The sequence below is a fragment of the Acidobacteriota bacterium genome, assembly GCA_016712445.1.
Classification (GTDB): domain Bacteria; phylum Pseudomonadota; class Alphaproteobacteria; order Caulobacterales; family Hyphomonadaceae; genus Hyphomonas.
Genome location: JADJRB010000003.1, coordinates 203,686 through 222,908, shown reverse-complemented (window position 1 = coordinate 222,908; position 19,223 = coordinate 203,686). Strand labels below are relative to the sequence as shown.

The following is a 19,223-nucleotide window of genomic DNA, read 5'->3' as shown; positions in this document are numbered from 1 at the left end:
CTGAGGAGACACGCCATGCGTGAAGTGCATCATTTCATCGGCGGCAAGCCGGTCAAAGGCCAGTCAGGCCGCTTTGGCGACATCCACAACCCGAACACCGGGGAAGTTCAGGCCCGCGTCGCGCTTGCCACCTCGGCCGAGCTGGATGCCGCCGTGGCCGCGGCGAAGGCCGCATTCCCCGCCTGGGCCGCGACCAACCCGCAACGCCGGGCCCGCGTGATGTTCGAGTTCAAGCGCCTCGTGGAGGCCAACATGAACGAACTGGCACACTTGCTGTCGTCCGAGCATGGCAAGGTGATCGCCGACTCCAAGGGCGACGTGCAGCGGGGGCTCGACGTGGTCGAGTTTGCCTGCGGCGTGCCTCATCTCCTCAAGGGCGAATACACCGAAGGCGCCGGCCCCGGCATTGACGTCTTCTCGATGCGTCAGGCCCTCGGCGTCTGCGCCGGCATCACACCGTTCAACTTCCCCGCCATGATCCCGTGCTGGATGGCTGCTGTATCGATCGCCTGCGGCAACACGTTCATCCTTAAGCCGTCGGAGAAAGACCCGTCCGTGCCGATGCGCCTCGCCGAGCTGATGCTTGAGGCAGGTCTTCCTGCCGGTGTCCTGAACGTCATCAACGGCGACAAGGTGGCTGTCGATGCGATCCTGCATCACAAGGATATCAAGGCCGTCAGCTTCGTCGGATCGTCTGACATCGCACAATATGTCTACGCCACCGGCGCCGCCAACGGGAAACGCGTGCAAGCGATGGGCGGCGCGAAGAACCACGGCATCATCATGCCAGATGCGGATATGGACCAGGCCGTCAAGGATATTGTCGGCGCGGCCTACGGCTCGGCCGGCGAACGCTGCATGGCGCTGCCGGTTGCCGTCACGGTCGGCAAGAAAACGGGCGACGAATTCGTCGAGCGCATGCTCGACGCAGCGCGCGGCCTGAAGGTTGGTATCTCGACCGATGCGGATGCGCACTACGGCCCGGTCGTCTCGGCCCAGCACAAGGCGAAGATCGAAAGCTATATCCAGATGGGCGTCGATGAAGGCGCCACGCTCAAGCTCGACGGCCGCGGGCACACGCTGCAAGGCCACGAGAACGGCTTCTTTGTCGGCCCGTCGCTGTTCGACAATGTGAAGCCCGGCATGCGGTCCTACCAGGAGGAAATCTTCGGGCCGGTCCTGCAAGTCGTCCGGGCGGAGTCGCTCGAGGAAGCCGCCGCCCTCGCCACCAACCATCAGTACGGGAACGGCTGCGCCATCTTCACCTCCAACGGCCGCGCCGCGCGCGAGTTCGCCGCGCAGGTGAACGTCGGCATGGTTGGCATCAACGTGCCGATCCCCGTGCCGGTCGCCTACCACACGTTCGGCGGATGGAAGCGCTCCGCCTTCGGCGACACCAACCAGCACGGCCCGGAAGGCATCAAGTTCTGGACCAAGATCAAGACAGTCACCCAGCGCTGGCCGGATGGCGATGTCGGCGACCAGGCCTTCGTCATCCCGACGATGGGGTAGGGCGCATGCGCCGGTTTGACGTCACGGTCACCGGCGGTTGCCAATGCGGCGCCGTGCGCTACCGCACGGACGTCATGCTAGACAACGCCCACCTCTGCCATTGCCGCATGTGCCAGAAGGCGGTCGGCAATATCTTCGCGGCGCTCGTCGCGACACCAAACGTGAACCTCGTCTGGACGCGCGGCACACCGGCTGTCTTCCAGAGTTCTGCCCATGCCGAACGCGGCTTCTGCCGCGATTGCGGCACGCCGCTTTTCTACAACAGCCTCGACAACGACCGGATCAACCTGACCATCGGCTCGCTCGACGATCCGGACCAGTTTCCCGCGCAGGGCCAGGTCGGCGTCGAATCGCGGGTTGCCTGGTTCGCCAGCATCGCTGCCTTCGAAGAAGGCCAGGTCACCGGCGCTGGTGACGACGCCGATTGGGCGGCTTCGATCCGCGCGTCGTCGCGCCAGCATCCGGACCGTGACACACCGGACTGACCCGGGCTGTCAGCCGTCTTGTGGCGCCCTGCCAGCTGAAGTAACTTTCACCTCTGATCAGGCCTCCGGGGGGATTCTATGACGGCTGCTGCGCTTGACGTTCCGGTTGCGGACGACAGCAAGTTCTTTCGCGCGATCATTACGGTCATGGCGATTGTCCTCGTCGCCGGCTTCGTCGTGCAGCTTGCGGCAGGTCGGTCCAGTTTCAACGCCCCCCTCATCGTGCACGTCCATGCCATCTTCTTCATGGGTTGGGTTGCCATTGTCCTGTCGCAGGCCTGGCTCGCGACCAGCGGCAACATTGAGCTGCATCGGCGCCTCGGCCGCGTCGCGGCTGTCTGGGCGCTTGGGATGGTCGTGCTTGGCACGGCCGTGACCGTGCATGCGATACAGTCGGGCCGCACGCCCTTCTTCTTCCAGCCCCAGCATTTCGTCATTGCCAATCCGCTCTCGGTCATCGCCTTCGCGGGCCTGCTGTTCGCAGCCATCCGCATGCGCAAGCAAACCGACTGGCATGCCCGCCTGCAGATTGGCGCGCTGTTGCTGCTGATGGGGCCGAGCTTCGGCCGAATCATCCCCATGCCGCTGCTGATGCCCTACGCCTTCGAGACAGCGGGGCTCGTCGCGCTGGTTTTCCCGGCCTACGGCGCGCTGCGGGACTGGCGCGTGCATGGCAAACCTCATCCCGCCTGGACCTGGCAAGTCGCTGTGTTGATCGGTGTGATCGTGCTGGCCCGCGTCCTCGCGTTCTCGCCCGCAGGAGAGGCCGTTTACGCGGCCGTGACCGCGAACACACCGCTCGCCGGAACCGACGGTCTGGCCTTCCCGCCGCCGCCTCCCATGCCGATGTAGCGTTCCCGGCGACGGTCGGCCCGCCGCACCGCGCCGCGCCCGCGTGGGCTGGCCGTCGCCGCCTGTTCGTCCTAAACCAGCGCCAGCCAAACCTTCACCACGCCAAGCTGGACCGCCTGACATGACGACTTACAAGACCATCACCTTCGAACAAAAGGGCCGCATCGCCCTCGTCACGCTGAACCGGCCGGACAGCCTGAATGCGCTCAACGCCGAGGTTATGTCGGAAGTCGTCGACTGTTTCGTCGCCATCGACCGCAACAAGGACATCGCCGTCAGCGTGCTGACCGGGGCAGGGCGCGCCTTCGCCGCCGGTGCTGACATCAAGGAAATGCAGCCACAATCCTTCGCCGACATGTATGTCGAAGACTACTTCGCCGGCTGGGACCGGTTTGCCGCCAGCCGCAAGCCCGTGATCGCGGCGGTCAACGGCTTCGCCCTCGGCGGGGGCTGCGAACTCGCTATGATGTGTGACCTGATCATCGCATCCGACAAGGCAAAGTTCGGCCAGCCCGAAATCAAGCTCGGCGTCACGCCCGGCATGGGCGGCTCCATCCGCCTCACCAAGGCCGTGGGAAAGGCAAAAGCCATGGACATGGTGTTGACCGGCCGGATGATCGACGGCGCCGAAGCCGACCGGATCGGCCTGGTCTCCCGCGTCGTGCCGCACGACACGCTGATGGAAGTCGCCATGGGTGCCGCCAATGAGATTGCCGCCTTCTCCGTGCCGTCCCTGATGGCGGCGAAGGAAATGGTCGGCCGCGCTCTCGAACTTCCGACCACGGAGGGTGTGAAGTTCGAACGCCGCCTGTTCCAGGGCCTGTTCGGCACCGCCGACCAGAAAGAAGGCATGGCCGCCTTCAGCGAGAAGCGTGCACCCAGCTTCAAGGACAGCTGACGGTGATTCCGTGAAGCGCACGAAGCTTGTGCCAATCGCTGCCGGGCTGTTGATTTTGGGTCTGGTTGCCACATGCGCGTTGTGGCCTGCAGACCAGAGGCTTCGTTGCGCCGATGACGGCGGCGTTTGGGTCAATAGACTGGATGCTTGCATTTGTAGCTACACCGCACTCGGAACTTACTCCGAGAATCCGACGAACGAACAACTTGCGAAGCGCGACGAATGCGAGCGCAAGCCGAGAGGAATAGATTGGGAGGAAGTAGAATGAACATCGCCTTCATCGGCCTCGGCAACATGGGAGGCGGCATGTGTGCCAACCTCGTGAAAGCCGGCCACACAGTCGCCGCCTTCGACCTGAACGCAGACGCGGTCAAAGCGGCGGCCGCCAAAGGTGCGCGCGCTTCGGCGTCCGTTGCGGACGCCGTCAAGGACGCCGAAGTCGTTGTCTCCATGCTACCCGCCGGCAAGCATGTGCATGGTGTCTATTTCGGAGCGGATGGCGTCGCCGCCCACGCTCCCAAAGGCGCGTTGTTGATTGATTGCTCCACCATTGCCGTCACCGAAGCACGCGAAGCACATGCGCAGGCCGACATTTCCGGCTTCATCATGGTCGACGCGCCGGTCTCCGGAGGCATTTCTGCAGCCGAGGCCGGCACGCTCACCTTCATGGCCGGCGGCACGGCCAAGGCCTTTGAGAAGGCCGAACCGATCCTGAAGAACATGGGCAAGAATATCTTCCACGCAGGCGGCGCCGGTAACGGGCAGGCGGCCAAGATCGCCAACAACATGCTGCTCGGCATCTCGATGATCGGCACCTGCGAAGCCTTCAATCTCGCCGAAAAGCTCGGCCTCGACGCTGAAACCTTCTTCAAGATCTCGTCGGTCTCGTCGGGCCAATGCTGGTCGATGACCAGCTATTGCCCTGCGCCTGGCCCCGTTCCGACGTCTCCAGCGAACCGCGATTACAAGCCCGGATTCGCGGTCGCCATGATGCTAAAGGACCTGCACCTCGCCGCCTCCGCCGCTCAGTCTGCCGGGGCCGAAATCCGTCTCGGCGAGATGGCCGAAGCGATCTACCAGTCGTTGTCAGATCGCGGCCTCGACGGCCTCGATTTCTCCGGCGTCATGAAGGACGTGAAGGGCGAAATCCCCCGCAACTGAGCCAGATTACCCGCTCGTCTCAACACCCGCTTAACCATGTCCCGCTGGCATGGGGTTTGCGCCCTCCTTGCCTGAAAGCGCCGCCAGAAGAGCGGCGCCTGAAGCGATTTGGGACAGGCGAAGCCAAAAATGGCCATCGGGGCGCTCGGAAACATTCTCGTTGTAACACATGGAGCCGGCCGTGGACGTCAGGTGCCGACCGGCGAGGTGTTCCTGGCGCGCCTGCGCGAACACGATCCCGCGCTCGCCGCGCGCCTCGTTTTCCACGCCACCGGAACCTCGGCGCCGAGCCTTCAGGGCATTGCCCTTGTCGTCTTCTGGCTCGGCGATCCGCTGCGGCAGAAATACCCGGACTGCTATGCCGAAGCATCCGAGATCGCAGCGGCGGCAACCCGCCGCGCCATCCCGCTGATCAACGCCCCTGACGGCCTGTCCAACACCGCTAAGGCCGTACAGTCCGACATCTGGGCCGCTGCCGGCATCCCGAGCGCGCCCGTCCGCCACGTCACGACCGGTCACGAACTGCTCTACGCCTACGACAAGCTCGACGGCCCCTGCATGCTGCGCGGCAACGAAACCCACGCCGAGCGCGACATCCGCGTCCTGTCCACCCGCGCCGAAGCCGTGCGCGCTGCCCGCGACCTGAAAGCGCCTGCCGCGCTGGTGCGCGTCTGCGACGTGCGCGACGAATTCCGCCGCGCCGGCGCGCCAGCTGACTGTCTCTACAGCCGCTTCCACCACAAGGCCCGCGTCTTCGTTTTTCGCGGCGAAGCGAAAGCGAGCCACCTGTTCTTTTCGCGAAACCTCGCTGTCGGCCTCTCCAGCAGCCTGCTTGAGCGCGAAGACCGCCCGAAGCGCCGCCTCGCCCGCAAGCTGGGTTTCCGCGCCAATCTCGTGCACGAGATGATTGCGGAAGACTGCGCCTATTTCGATGCGCCGGTTGCGAACAAGGACGTGTTCGTCCGCGCTGTGGCAGCGCTGGGGCTGGATGTCGCCGCAGTCGACTACAGCATCCGTCCGGACGGCACCCCCATCCTGTGGGAAGCCAACCCCTACTTCTGCCTGCCGCCGGGCGAGCAGAGTGTGTTCAGTGCCGAACGCGGCGCCGTCGCCCGTGTGCACCAGTCGCTGGACTGGATGGCTGGCTGCCTCTGGGCTGCGCTGCCCGAGCGGCTCGCCTCGTGAGCCTCGTGATTCCCTTCCCCGCCAGTCAGGGCAGGGCGGACCTTGCCCGCAAGTTCGGCTGGACCAGTCTTGCTTCGATCGTGCAGATGCTGGCCGGCCTCGCCTCGGTGATCGTGCTCACGCGCTTCCTCGCGCCGTCCGACTACGGACTGTACGGCATTGCCATCATGGCCATCGCTGTAGGCGAAGTGCTGACCGGCGGCGTTCTCTCCAGCCCGATCGAGCAGAAGGCAGACGTCTCTCGCGCGGACCTCAACTCGGCATTCTGGGCCAATCTCGGCCTCGCGCTCCTCTGCAGCGCCATCACGCTGCCGGTCGCGGCGCTCGCAGCCAACGCCGCAGGGTTCCCGCAAGCTCTGCCGGTGATCGCCGCCGCCTGCATGCTGATGCTGATCACGGCCGCAGGCATCGTGCCGGAAAGTCTGCTGCGCCGCCAGCAAGCCTTCCGTCCGCTCGCCCGCGTCGGCATGGTCTCCGCCCTTACGGGCCTCGGCGCGGGCATTGCGCTTGCGGCCATGGGCACCGGTGTCTGGGCCCTGATCGGCCTTGAAGTCGTGCGCCGGCTCGTCCTCGTCACAGCCAATTTCAACCTTTCCCGCTGGCGTCCGGATGGCGGCCTCGATCTCGCCAGCGTGCGGTCGACGCTGCCGTTCGTTTCCGGCATGCTCGCCGCCAACGCACTCGGCCGGATCGACCGCCTCGCCCCTCAGATTGCGGCCACCGTGTTCTTCGGTCCCACGGGTCTTGGCCTGCTCGCCGTCGCGACCCGGATTGCGGACCAGATACAAGCCTTCGTCGCCCAGCCCGTCGGCGCGATGGCGCTGCCCGTCCTGTCAGATGCCGCCCGCGACACCGGCCGCTTCCACGGCCTGATGGCAGATGCCTGGCGCGCCATCGCGATCACCAGCTTCCCGATGCTCGCCGGCTTCGCGGCGATCGCACCCTTGCTGGTGCCCATGGCCGTTGGCGACGCCTTCGCCAGCGTCGGCCTGATCTCTGCCGTCACCGTGCTCGCGCATATCCGCGTCGTCTCGTCCAAAGTGAACATCGCCGCCACGCAGGCCGCTGGCAAGGCGCTCACCGCCAGCGCTTCGATTGCCGTCAGCGTCGCCGCCCACATCCTGCTTCTCTTTGTTCTGGCACCCCTTGGCATCCTTGCGATTGCGCTGGCTTCCCTTTTGCGCGGCTGGCTGACCTGGCCGTTCGCGGCAGCCTTCGTGAAATCCACCACCGGCTTCGCCTTGTTGCGGCAGGCTGCGATCCTCGTGCCGCCGTTTGCCGCGAGCCTGGTGATGGGCGCGGCCGTCTATGCTGCCTTGCCATTCCTCGCGGCCCACCTGCCGGCGATCGCTGCGCTCGCGCTGCTCGTCGCCGGCGGCATCGTGCTCTACGCGGTCGTGCTCTGGCTCTTCGACCCCTGGGTGCGCCGCGCCCTCGCGTCCGGCCAGCTGCGCCGCCTCATCCGGAGAGGGCGGCCCGCATGATCGTCATCCTCTCCACCTTCAACGGTCAGAGCAGGTTGCGCGACATGCTCGACGCCATGCTCCGTGTCCGGATTCCTGCAGGCACCTCCTTCCACGTCGTCGACAATGACAGCGAAGACGACTCGTTCGCCTTGCTTGAATCCTATGCTGACCGGCTGCCCCTCGTGCTCTACAAACAGTCCGTACGCGGCAAGAACCATTGCCTCAATCTCGTTCTGGACGCTGTGGCCGACACGCTCGATCCGCGCGAACTCGTGGTCTTCACCGACGACGACATTCTGCCCACGGCGGAATGGCTGGAAGAGCTGCAGCTGGCAGCGCACGCCAACCCCGAGTTCGATGTATTCGCCGGCCGTATCCTGCCACACTGGCCGAGCACCGGGAACGACCACCTGGCGCCGGTACGTGCCCATTTCGGCATCCTCTTCTCGCTGACCTCGCAGGCCGAAGGGCCCTGCAAATGCGCGCTCGCCTGGGGCCCCAACATGGCAGTCCGCGCCAGCCTGTTCCAGGCGGGCATCCGCTTCGATCCGAAATTCGGGCCGAACGGCGGGATCGGCTATCCGATGGGGTCGGAAACCGAGCTGATGGAGCGGCTGGAAGCCAGCGGACACCGCGCCTGGTTCGCGGAACGCGCCAGTGTCCGCCACATGATCCGTGCTGCCCAGCTCGACCTCTCCAGCGTCATCCAGCGCGCATTCCGGCACGGCTACGGCGTCGGTTGGCGCCAGCAGCGCCGGAAGGGCAGGGCCGTCCTGCTCGTCAGCCTCTGGTCTGCCACCCGCGGCGTCGTCGCGGCACGCATCCGCCGGGCGCTGGCGCCGAAGGCGAACCCGCTGCTGCATGATTTCCGCGAAGCCTGGGCGATCGGCTTTGCGCAGGGCACCCTCTATGCCTACCGCCGGGCACGCGCGGCGCGGAAGTTCGCCGAACAGTTCCCCGAACGTCGCAGCAGCGTCCGCACCCAGCTTTCCGACTGACCCTGCGGCATCACCGCTTTCACTTGCTTGCCTTCGCGGCAGGTCGGGTCGAATACGTATTGAGCCACCTTCCTCCCGGGTGAAACCTGCAGGCACCAATGGATTGAACGCGCCATCCCGAAGGCGCGCGGGAGGAACACATGGCCGACACTGCAACGCTCAAATCTCCGAAACCCAAGGCGAAGGTCGAACATTTCGATGTCCTGATCGTCGGGGCCGGCATCTCTGGCGTGGGCGCCGCCTGGCACCTCAAGACCCGGATGCCGAAGAAGAAATTCGTTGTCCTCGAATCCTATGAGTCCTTTGGCGGCACCTGGTACATGCACCGCTATCCCGGCATCCGGTCAGACTCTGACCTCTACACCTTCGGCTATCGCCACAAGCCCTGGGTCGGCCCGCCCATCGCCAGCCGGGAAGAAATCCTCAAGTACATGGATGAGGTGATCGCCGAGAACGATCTCGCGCAACACATCCGCTACCGCCACCGCATCACGTCGGCCACCTGGTCTACCGCTCGCAAACGCTGGACCGTGAAGGCAGAGCGCCTCGATACGGGTGAGGCGCTGACGTTCACCGCCAAATTCCTCTGGATGTGTCAGGGCTACTACAAGCACGCCGCCGGTTACACGCCGGAATGGCAGGGCATGGACACCTTCCGTGGCCAGATCATCCACCCACAGACCTGGCCAGAAGGCCTTGACCTGACCGGCAAGAACGTCATCTGCATCGGATCCGGCGCCACGGCCGCCACCGTGGTTCCGGCGATCGCCGGCAAGTGCAAGCACGTTACGCTGCTGCAGCGTTCGCCGACCTATTTCATACCGGCGCGCAACGAAAACCTTCTGGCCGACGAACTGCGCATGCTTGGCATAGACGAGCACTGGATCCACGAAATCGTCCGCCGCAAATACCTGTTCGAGCAGGCCGAGTTCACGCGCCGCTCGTTCGAGGACGCCGAAGCGCTGCGCAACGAGCTTCTGGAAGGCGTCAAGGCCTGCCTCCCGGAAGGCTACGACATGAAACACTTCACGCCGGCCTATCGTCCCTGGCAGCAGCGTGTGGCCTTCGTGCCGGAAGCAGACCTGTTCGAAGGCATCAAGGCCGGCCTTGCCAGCGTCGTCACCGACGAGATCGACCGGTTCACGCCGAAAGGCATCCTGCTGAAATCCGGCAAGGAACTGGAGGCCGATGTCATCATCACCGCCACCGGGTTCGACCTGTCTGTCCTCGGCGGCATTCCGTTCGAGGTGGATGGCAAGCCGGTCAACTGGTCCGACACGATCACCTATCGCGGCATGATGTTCACCGGAGTCCCGAACCTCGTCTGGGTATTCGGCTATTTCCGCGCCAGCTGGACCCTGCGGGTCGACATGCTGGGCGATTTCGTCGTGCGCCTGTTGCAACACATGGACGAGAAGGGCGCCAAGCAGGTCGAGATGGCGCTCAGGCCGCAGGACCACAACATGGAAGTCCTGCCCTGGATGGATCCGGACAATTTCAATCCCGGCTACCTGATGCGATCGATGGACCAGATGCCGAAGCGCGGCGCCAATCCCGAATGGGCCCACTCCCAGAATTACTGGAAGGAAAAGGACGAACTGCCCCGGATCGACCTCGACGCGCCGGAATTCCGCTACAGCTGACCAGCCGGTTTGGCGCCCTCTCTTGCCGTTGCCTTGCAACCCCGGCATGAGAGGCGCCGATGACCGATACCAGCGCCGCCACGCCTGCTGACCAGGGCAAGATCGATCCGGTCTTCCTGAAGGACCTCGCCGACGCCGTCGATGAGCGCGATATCCGCTGGCTGTCGCGCACGCTGAAGCGCCTCCACCCGGCCGACGCTGCGGACGCGCTGGAAGCCCTGCACTACGACACGTTCGAAGAAGCCGTTGAGCTGCTCGGCGGGGAGCTGCCGCCTGAAATCCTGATTGAGCTGCGCGACTCCTATCGCGAAGGCGCCGTCGAGATGCTGCCTGACCAGGCCGTCGCGCAGGCGCTCGACGAACTCGACTCGGACGATGCAACCACCATTCTCGAAGACCTCGAGGAAGACCGCCGCGAGCGCATCCTCGAAGACCTCGCCCCGGTCGACCGGGCCGAGCTGGAACGCAGCCTCGGCTACGAAGAGGAAACCGCCGGCCGCCTGATGCAGACCGAATTCGTGGCAGTGCCCGAATTCTGGACGGTCGGGCAGACCATCGACCATGCCCGCAATCTCGGCACCGACCTGCCGGAAGTGTTCTACGACATCTACGTCGTCGATCCCGCCCACCGCCTTCTGGGTATCGTCTCTCTCGCGAGCCTCCTGCGCCAGCCGCGCGAGATTGCCCTCGAAGACATCATGCACGAGCCGACCACTGAGCTGAACACGTCCACGGACCAGGAAGACGTCGCCTTCCAGTTCCAGAAATACTCGCTCGCTTCCGCGCCGGTCACCGACGCAGCCGGCCGCCTCGTCGGTATGATCACGGTCGACGACATGGTCGATGTCATGCAGTCGGAACACACCGAAGACCTGCTGGCCCTGTCCAACGTGTCGTCAGCCGACGCGTCCGACACCGTCCTCGAAACGGTCAAGGCGCGCCTGCCTTGGCTCGCGATCAACCTGTTCACCGCCTTCATCGCGTCGGCGATCATCTCGATGTTCGAAGGCGCCATCGAACAGGTGGTCGCGCTCGCCATCCTGATGCCCGTCGTCGCAGCCCTTGGCGGCAATGCCGGCAGCCAGGGCCTTGCCGTGGCCGTGCGCGCCATCGCCTCGCGCCAGCTGGACGGCGCCGCGTCCCGCCGCGCCATCTTCCGCGAGATCATGTCCGCCGCCATCAATGGCCTGTTGATCGGCACCGGGGTCGGCGCCATCGCCATGTTCTGGTTCGGCGACACCTCGCTCGGCCTCGTGATCGCTTTCTCGATGTTCGGCACCTTCCTCTGGGCGGGCCTCTCCGGCATCCTTGTGCCGCTCGGCCTCAAGCGCCTCGGTGCCGACCCCGCTGTAGCCTCGTCGGTTTTTGTATTAACCTTGACCGATGTCATGGCATTTTTCAGCTTCCTCGGTCTCGCCACCCTCGTCCTCCTGTAAACAGACGGAAATTCGGCCGTTTCTCGCGTTCGAGGCGAATGGGCGCGCGTTTTGCAGGGCTGGGCTGTAGGCATTTTGGCCGATGTACCAGAACGGGAGCTAAGTCGTTTGGCCCGTCCCATGCGCACGTCTGCACAGGGACTCGAGCTCATCCAGAGCTTCGAGGGCTTCCGGCCGCGCGCCGCCCGCTTGCCCGGTGGCGGCTGGCTGATCGGCTTCGGCCACACCGCCACGGCCCGCGCCGGGCTGCAGATTTCCATGCGCGACGCGCTGCTCATCCTGCGCCACCATGATCTGCCCGCCATCGAGCAGCAGATTGCCGAACAGGTGCTCTCGCCGCTCAGCCAGAACGAGTTCGACGCGCTCGTGTCCTTCGCCTTCAACATCGGTCCGGAAGCCTTCGCCGCCTCCGAGGTCGTCACCGCGCTGAACGCCGGCGACCGTGCCCGCGCCGCCGACGCAATGTGGGCCTGGCGCCTCGCCAATGTCTCCGGCGAACTGCGCGTCGTTGACGCGCTGGCCCGCCGCCGCGCTGCTGAAGTGGCGCTGTTCCTCGAACACCCCACCGGCCGCGCCGCCATCCCCGGCGCGCTCGTCCGGCCACTCGCCCGCCAGGGGCATGACGACGAAGACACCGGCGCTGCCGCGCGTTCGGTCGTGATCGGACCGCGCCCCGCCGATGCCGCGCCGGACGCCGCCGAGAAATCGACCCAGGCCGCCGCCCGCGCCGTCAGCGAGCGCATCGCCCGCATCCTCGGCGAAGCGCCGCCCCAGCCGCCCGCGCCGCCCCCACCGCCGCCGCTCGGTCCCGGCGACGGCCCGACGCCGGAAGAAATCACCGACGCCCTGAAGGCCCTCGTCGGCGACGAACCTTCCGCCACGCTGCCTGGCCGCACCAAGGGTCCGCCGGAGGGTATCGAGCGCCGCCGCGTCGCCCGGCCCGCTGCCGATACGCCGGCTGCAGCCGACGACAGTTTCCTGACCCTGCCACCGGCCGAAGGCGTCGTCGTCGACGACCTCGAAATCGTGCAGGTCGACCAGCGCGACCTTGAGCGCGCCATCCAGGAAAATGGCGACCTCGACACCACCGCCATCCGCAATCTTGGGGCCTGGATGCCGTATGCGCTGCTGTCCGGCCTCGGCCTCGTCGGCCTGATCGCCGGCATCCAGCGCGCCGCCACAGAGGGCAGCAATGCCATGGCGCGCCAGGGCGATGCGCTGGCCGGGCCCGTGCTCGCCCTCGGCGGCGGCTTCCTGTTCCTGATTGCCAGCTACTACCTGTTCCGCGCGCTCACACGCCAGGATTAGCCGCTGACAAGCGCGGGCAGCCTTGCTAGTCAGGGCGCATGATCCCGAACACGTATCCCACGCTGAACTTCGATCTCGGTGAAACCGCGGACATGATCCGCGAAACCGTGAAAAACTTTGCCCAGAACGAGATCGCCCCGCGCGCCGCGGAGATCGACCGCACGGACAAGTTCCCGCGCGACCTGCTGCCGAAGATGGGAGAGCTTGGCCTCCTCGGCATCACGGTCGAAGAGGAATGGGGCGGCACCGGCCTCGGCTATCTCGAGCATGTCGTCGCGATGGAGGAAATCTCCCGCGCCTCTGCCTCCGTCGGCCTCTCCTACGGCGCCCACTCGAACCTCTGCGTCAACCAGCTGCGCCGTTGGGGCAATGACGACCAGAAGGCGCGCTACCTGCCGAAGCTGATCTCGGGCGAACACCTCGGCTCCCTCGCCATGAGCGAGAGCGGCGCGGGCTCCGACGTCGTCTCGATGAAACTGCGCGCCGACAAGAAGGGCGATCGCTACGTCCTCAATGGCACCAAGATGTGGATCACCAATGCTCCGGATGCGGACACTCTGGTCGTCTACGCCAAGACCGATCCGAACGGCGGCTCGAAAGGCATCACGGCCTTCCTGATCGAGCGCGGCTTCAAGGGCTTCTCGGTCGCCCAGAAACTCGACAAGCTCGGCATGCGCGGCTCGGAAACCGGCGAACTCGTGTTCGAGGATTGCGAAGTGCCGGAAGCCAACGTCATGGGCCCGGTCGGCGCCGGCGCCCGCATCCTGATGAGCGGCCTCGATTACGAGCGCGCCGTTCTGTCCGCCGGCCCCACCGGCATCATGCAGGCCTGCCTCGATGTCGTGATCCCCTACATTCACGACCGCAAACAGTTCGGCCAATCCATCGGTGAATTCCAGCTCGTCCAAGGCAAGCTCGCCGACATGTACGTCCAGATGAACGCCGCCAAGGCCTACGTCTACGCTGTCGCCAAAGCCTGCGACCGCGGCGAGACGGCCCGCAAGGACGCCGCTGGCGCGATCCTCTATGCGGCTGAAACCGCCACCAAGCTCGCCCTCGACGCCATCCAGCTTCTCGGCGGCAACGGCTATATCAACGAATACCCCACCGGCCGCCTCCTGCGCGACGCCAAGCTCTACGAGATCGGCGCCGGCACCAGCGAAATCCGCCGCTGGCTGATCGGCCGCGAACTGTTCAGCGAGACGGCGTGACGCAGCATGAGCGCTGCGCCGGTCCTACGCATCGCCGCGCCCGGCGACGCCGAAGCCATCGCCGACGTCTATGCACCCTTCGTGCGGGACACGGTCATTTCGTTTGAGACCACCGTGCCGGACGCCGCCGAGATGCGCCGCCGTATCGCCGCCACGCTTGAGATGTATCCCTGGCTCGTCGCTGAAGACGCAGGCCGCGTCATCGGCTACGCCTATGCCTCACAGCACCGCACGCGCGAAGCCTATCGCTGGTCCTGCGACGTCACGGTGTATCTCGCTGAACAGGCAAGAGGCCGTCGCCTTGGAACCCGTCTTTATACGGAGCTGATGGGATTGTTGCGCCAGCAAGGCTTCCGCAATGCGTTTGCCGGTATCGCGCTTCCGAATGCGGCCAGCATCGCGTTGCACGAAAGCCTCGGCTTTCGCCACCTCGGCACTTACAGAGACGTCGGCTTCAAGCTTGGCGCCTGGCACGATGTCGGCTGGTGGCAACTGGGGATTTCCAGCGGCGAGGCTGCGCCGGCCGAGATCACACCGTTCCGCGATCTGAACCGCTAGGCTTACTTGAACCGCTCCGGCTGGCTCGCAATCAGCGCCTCCAGCTTCGGCATGCCGTCCTTGAGGCCCTTCGTCAGCTGCCCGGTGACCAGCGCGCCAAGGAACAGCGGCGCGCTCGCCTTGCCGCTCCAGTGCAGCTCGCACCCACCTTCGACCGGCACGACCCTGTAGTCTTCAACAGCCGCCGAGACGGGCAGGGTGGAGCGCTCGAACCGGAATGCCATTCGCTTGCCTTCGTCCCACGCAAAGAAAGTCTCTTCGACCTTCTGCGCGCCGATTTCTACCGTGCGCGTCGTGCCCGGACCAAACGGCTTCGGGCTCGTCCACGTCACCTGGGTGATCGCCAGCCACTCGGTCCAGGCCGGCCCGTCCAGCAATGCATTCCAGACCATCTGGGGCGGGAAGGGGAACCGGTGCACCACGCTCGATGGCTTGGCGGTCGCAAGATATTCCTCGCCAACCTGTTTGTGGGCTTTCAGGGCATTGGCCATGGCGGGCTCCTTCAGTCTTTGCGGGACTGGCCTGCCATCATTCCTGCGCACCGTCTACGGACAATCCCGGCCGGAACCGGGCTCACCCAGCGTCAGCCCGCCTGCAGCATCGTGCGCGCCGGCGCGTCCGGCAGGCTGAGTATCTGCGTGATCGCCGTCACCAGCGAGCGCTCGTCGATCGGCTTGGACACATAGCCGTCGAAACCCTTTGCCAGGAACTTTTCCCGGTCGCCGTGCATCGAATCGGCAGTCAGCGCGATCACTGGGGTCAGCCGGTTCAGGCTGCCGGATGTCCGCAGCCGCTTGAACGCTTCGGCGCCGTCGAGACCCGGCATGTGGATGTCCATCAGGACGATGTCGAACTTGTCCTTTTCAAGCACGGCCAGCGCTTCGTTGCCGTCGGCCGCCTCGCTGATGTGGATGCCATGGATTTCGAGGAATGAGCGCGCCACGCGGCGGTTGATCGCATTGTCATCGACCACAAGCGCCCGTCCGCCCGTCAGCCCCTCGCGCGCCTTGCGCGCTGGCGCCGCTACAACGACCTTGCCGCTCTCCATCACCACCGGCTCATCGACATCGGCCTTGAATGTCAGTGTAAAGATCGAGCCTTTGCCCGGCTCGCTGACCGCTGTCACATCGCCGCCCATCATCCGCGCCAGCTTGCGCGTGATCGACAGGCCAAGGCCGGTGCCGCCGAACCGGCGCGTCGTCGAGCCGTCTTCCTGGGCGAAGGATTCAAACACCCGGTCCATCTTGTCGGGCGCGATGCCGCAGCCTGAATCGGACACGTGTATCTTCACCGTATGGGCCGCCGCGCCCGCCGGCTCGCTGCTGACCACGATCATCACCTCGCCCTGCGCGGTGAACTTGATCGCGTTGGACACGAGATTGCCCACGCACTGGCGCACCCGCACCGGATCCAGCACCAGCCGTGACGGTACGCTCGGATGAACGAACAGCTGGATGCCGATGCCCTTTTCGCGCGCCGCGGCCTCGTGCAGCTTGAACAGCCCGCTCAACTTGTGGCGCAGGTCGCAGGCCACCGCCGACACTTCCATCCGTCCCGCTTCGATCTTGGAAAGGTCGAGAATGTCATTCAGCAGCACCATCAGCGTGTTGCCGGAATCGAGGATCACCGCCACCTGTTCGGCCTGCGCCGGCGTCAGGTTGCCGTGCGCCAGCACCTGCGCCATGCCCAGCACGCCGTTGAGCGGTGTACGGATCTCATGGCTCATGTTGGCGAGGAATTCGGATTTCAGGCGCGTCGCCTGCTCGGCGCGGTGCAGCGCATCGCGCAGCTCATGCGCCTTGCGCCGTTCTTCGCGCACGTCCCGCAGCACCGTGATGAACAGCATCTGTCCGGTATCGCCCCAGGGCGTGCTCGAGGTCGAGAACTGTACACGGATGTGTTCGCCGGATTTTGTCACCGCCGCGGCATCGCGCTCCACGCGGATGTTCTGCCCACGTTCGATTTCGGCAATCGTCTCCTTGCCGAATGCGCGCGCACTGTCGAGCTTCTTCACCCCGAACAACATGCCGATGTTCTGTCCGACCACTTCTTCCGGCTCATAGTCGAGCAGGTCGCAGATGGCCTTGTTCACGTACAGCACGTTGCTGTCGATGTCCGACAGCACGATCCCGTTCAGCGCATTGTCGCACGCCGCCCGCGCCAGTTCGAACCGGCGGTAGGCGTCGTCGCGTTCAGCCGCAATGTCGGTCACCTCGTGCGAGCAGGACAGCGCCCCGCGCGGCGTCGGGATGATCATCGTCTTCATCACCTTGCCGAGCATCTTCGCGGCGCGGCCTTTGCCGGTCACGAACGTGCGCGGCTCGCCGGTGTTGATCACCTCAAGAACATGCTTGACCATTTCCGAGCCGCGATAGGCCGGGTCGAATTCGAATATCCGCATGCCCACAATCGAGCCGCCATCCGGCAGGATGGACTCGTTCATCAGCTGGTTGGCGGCCACCCATTCGAGATCCACGATCTCGCCGAGTTCATTTCGCACCGGCGCCGTTTCACAAACGACAATAGGCAGCAGGTCGAGCAGATTCGTATCCATGCCCAATACCCTCCAGGAAAATCAGACTTTTCCCGGCGAATCCTGACGCAACATGCTTAATGCTCTGTTGATGATACAACAGGATATGGCTCAGGCGGGGCAGCACAGCGTGGCAATTTCGCTGGTCTCCAGCGCGGCCTTCGCGGCCACATAGCCCGCCTCCACAGCGGCATCGTAGGCCGTCCAGTCGCGCAACTCGATGCCCGGCAGGTCCGGCAAGACCACCACATCCGCCAGGTCCCGCCCAAGCTTCGGATCATTGCGCACGGTGGCCGCCCGCATCAGCAGGCCCGCAATCGGAGGTGGCGACGAGAAGCCGTTGCGCACCACCCATTGCCAGAAACTCAGCGGCCGCGCGAATTCGTCCTTGTTCAGGCCTTCGGGCTGGCCCGACACATCCGAGCCGATGACAAAGCCGAGGTGCAGCTCCCGCATCATCTCGACCGGGAAATTGTTCAGCACCGCGCCGTCCACGAGGATGTCTTCGCCATCAACCACAGGCGGCAGGATACCCGGCAGGGAAATGGTCGCCCGCAGGGCCTGGCGCAGCTTGCCCGACTTGTGCAGATGCACCTTGCCATTGGTCAGGTTCGTCGACAGCGCAAAGAAGGGGATCTGCATGTCGCCGATCTCGGTCTCGCCGAAATGCTCTTCCAGTCGCATGTTGACGCGCCGGCCCTTCACCATGCCCACCACCGGAAGGTTATAGTCGCCCAGCGGGTTCGACTCGACGAACGCCTTGCGGATGCGCTGGTCGATTTCCGAATCACTCCACCCCATCGCCACGCAGGCCGCGATCACCGCCCCCATCGAGGCGCCGCCCGCAAAGTCGATCGGGATGCCTTTCTCGCGCAGCGCACGCACGACGCCGATATGGCTGTAAGCCCGCGCGCCGCCGCCGGAAAACACGACCCCCACGGAGCGTCCGGCCATCACGCGCGCGAGGCGCATCGCATCGGCCGTGCTGTCGCCGTACCAGTGGAACAGGCGGTTGGCGCCCGCCGCTTCGCGCCACTCCTGCGGCCGCGCCGCGCGGCGCTCTTCGCCCGGATGGATCAGCACGACGTCGACCAGCTTCAGGCGCTGCGCCGGCGAGGTTTCCTCCGGCATCAGCGGCACCGACGGGCGCGCATCGCCCCGCGCCAGCACCCAGATCCGGTCGGCCTGGCGCGTTGCCAGCCGGAACCAGTTGGTATCGCCCACCGTGGCGATCAGGATCACGGTGTCGAAAGCCTGCTCCAGCTCGTCGAAATAGGCCGCCGGCTTCTCGTCGCCCTGCACCTCGTCAACGATCGCCACCTTCTGTCCGAACCGCATCAGCGCCTCGCGCAGCGACCGGGCCCGCTGGCGCGGGTCGATCGTCGGCGATGTGGCCAGCAGCGTGTAGACCTTCGGCACCGTGGCCGCGTCGCGCTGTCCGGTCCGGCCGAGGCGGCGCAGGATGATCCGGATCATGCCTTCCAGCAGTTCCGGCTCGGCCTTCACCAGCTTGTTCCAGCCCGTCCGCGACAAGGCCACGACTTCCGAATCCCGCAGGGCATAGACCGAGCCGGTGTGCGGCTTGTTTTCGACGACGCCGTCGCCGTTCAGGTCCGCTCCGCCGAGGAACAGCGCCATCTCGCCGACCGGCTCACCCGGGCGGATATGCCCTACGAACTCGCTGTTGGCGCCGAACGCGCCCAGCGATCCGGACACCACGAAATAGATCGAATCGGCCAGTTCCCCCGCCAGGAACAGCGGCTGGCCGGCCGGCAGCGAGAACCATCGCGCCTCCTTGCCAGCCGAGCGCATGGCCCGCTGCGACACGTCCTTGAGGAAAGAAATCGTCTTCAGCCCGGGGTTAGGGTCGGTCCGCATCCCGCGATACATGAGCGTTTCCAGAGGGTTTTTGAAGGCAGCCACACCGCACCGATAGCACAAAAGAGTTACCGAACGGGTGACAGTTCCTTGAGGCGC

Annotated in this window: 16 protein-coding genes; 13 read left to right on the top strand and 3 right to left on the bottom strand. The window is 65.3% G+C overall.

What is annotated here, in order from left to right:
* Positions 1-15: 15 nt before the first annotated feature.
* The 13 genes from IPK75_17330 to IPK75_17270 all read left to right on the top strand — a co-directional run bounded on the left by IPK75_17330 (position 16) and on the right by IPK75_17270 (position 14,713).
* Complete coding sequence (locus IPK75_17330) at positions 16-1,512, top strand: CoA-acylating methylmalonate-semialdehyde dehydrogenase (GenBank protein MBK8200113.1); 1,497 nt, start codon at positions 16-18, stop codon at positions 1,510-1,512.
* Between the two features lie 5 nt (positions 1,513-1,517).
* A complete protein-coding gene (locus IPK75_17325; GenBank protein MBK8200112.1) occupies positions 1,518-1,997 on the top strand; it encodes a GFA family protein in 480 nt (159 codons plus the stop codon).
* 78 nt (positions 1,998-2,075) lie between these two features.
* Positions 2,076-2,849, top strand: a complete 774-nt coding sequence (locus IPK75_17320; GenBank protein MBK8200111.1) for a hypothetical protein — start codon at positions 2,076-2,078, stop codon at positions 2,847-2,849.
* A 121-nt stretch (positions 2,850-2,970) separates the two neighbouring features.
* The gene (locus IPK75_17315) at positions 2,971-3,747 is read left to right on the top strand and encodes an enoyl-CoA hydratase/isomerase family protein (protein ID MBK8200110.1); all 777 of its coding nucleotides are present in this window, start codon (positions 2,971-2,973) and stop codon (positions 3,745-3,747) included.
* A 264-nt stretch (positions 3,748-4,011) separates the two neighbouring features.
* On the top strand, positions 4,012-4,908 hold the full coding sequence (gene mmsB / locus IPK75_17310) for a 3-hydroxyisobutyrate dehydrogenase (protein MBK8200109.1): 897 nt from the start codon (positions 4,012-4,014) through the stop codon (positions 4,906-4,908).
* A gap of 129 nt (positions 4,909-5,037) precedes the next feature.
* Positions 5,038-6,093: a hypothetical protein gene (locus IPK75_17305; protein ID MBK8200108.1), complete on the top strand. Its 1,056-nt coding sequence runs from the start codon at positions 5,038-5,040 to the stop codon at positions 6,091-6,093.
* A complete protein-coding gene (locus IPK75_17300; GenBank protein MBK8200107.1) occupies positions 6,090-7,577 on the top strand; it encodes an oligosaccharide flippase family protein in 1,488 nt (495 codons plus the stop codon). Before IPK75_17305 ends, IPK75_17300 begins: the two co-directional genes overlap by 4 nt.
* Positions 7,574-8,557, top strand: coding sequence for a glycosyltransferase (locus IPK75_17295; protein ID MBK8200106.1), 984 nt, complete (start codon positions 7,574-7,576; stop codon positions 8,555-8,557). Before IPK75_17300 ends, IPK75_17295 begins: the two co-directional genes overlap by 4 nt.
* Positions 8,558-8,697: 140 nt before the next feature.
* On the top strand, positions 8,698-10,200 hold the full coding sequence (locus tag IPK75_17290) for an NAD(P)/FAD-dependent oxidoreductase (GenBank protein MBK8200105.1): 1,503 nt from the start codon (positions 8,698-8,700) through the stop codon (positions 10,198-10,200).
* 59 nt (positions 10,201-10,259) lie between these two features.
* Positions 10,260-11,636, top strand: a complete 1,377-nt coding sequence (mgtE, locus tag IPK75_17285; protein ID MBK8200104.1) for a magnesium transporter — start codon at positions 10,260-10,262, stop codon at positions 11,634-11,636.
* A gap of 120 nt (positions 11,637-11,756) precedes the next feature.
* Positions 11,757-12,944 carry a lysozyme gene (locus IPK75_17280; protein ID MBK8200103.1) on the top strand — a complete coding sequence of 396 codons (1,188 nt, stop codon included), beginning with the start codon at positions 11,757-11,759 and terminating at the stop codon, positions 12,942-12,944.
* A 38-nt stretch (positions 12,945-12,982) separates the two neighbouring features.
* Positions 12,983-14,155 carry an isovaleryl-CoA dehydrogenase gene (locus tag IPK75_17275; protein ID MBK8200102.1) on the top strand — a complete coding sequence of 391 codons (1,173 nt, stop codon included), beginning with the start codon at positions 12,983-12,985 and terminating at the stop codon, positions 14,153-14,155.
* A gap of 6 nt (positions 14,156-14,161) precedes the next feature.
* Positions 14,162-14,713 carry an N-acetyltransferase gene (locus IPK75_17270; protein ID MBK8200101.1) on the top strand — a complete coding sequence of 184 codons (552 nt, stop codon included), beginning with the start codon at positions 14,162-14,164 and terminating at the stop codon, positions 14,711-14,713.
* Positions 14,714-14,715: 2 nt separating this feature from the next.
* On the opposite strand, the gene IPK75_17265 is transcribed toward IPK75_17270, so the two are convergent.
* From IPK75_17265 to IPK75_17255, 3 genes are all read right to left on the bottom strand, one after another.
* Positions 14,716-15,204 (bottom strand): SRPBCC family protein, encoded by a 489-nt coding sequence (locus IPK75_17265; protein ID MBK8200100.1) that lies wholly within the window; start codon positions 15,202-15,204, stop codon positions 14,716-14,718.
* A 92-nt stretch (positions 15,205-15,296) separates the two neighbouring features.
* Positions 15,297-17,267 (bottom strand): response regulator, encoded by a 1,971-nt coding sequence (locus IPK75_17260; protein MBK8200099.1) that lies wholly within the window; start codon positions 17,265-17,267, stop codon positions 15,297-15,299.
* A gap of 90 nt (positions 17,268-17,357) precedes the next feature.
* A complete protein-coding gene (locus tag IPK75_17255) occupies positions 17,358-19,136 on the bottom strand; it encodes a patatin-like phospholipase family protein (protein ID MBK8200098.1) in 1,779 nt (592 codons plus the stop codon).
* Positions 19,137-19,223 lie beyond the last annotated feature (87 nt).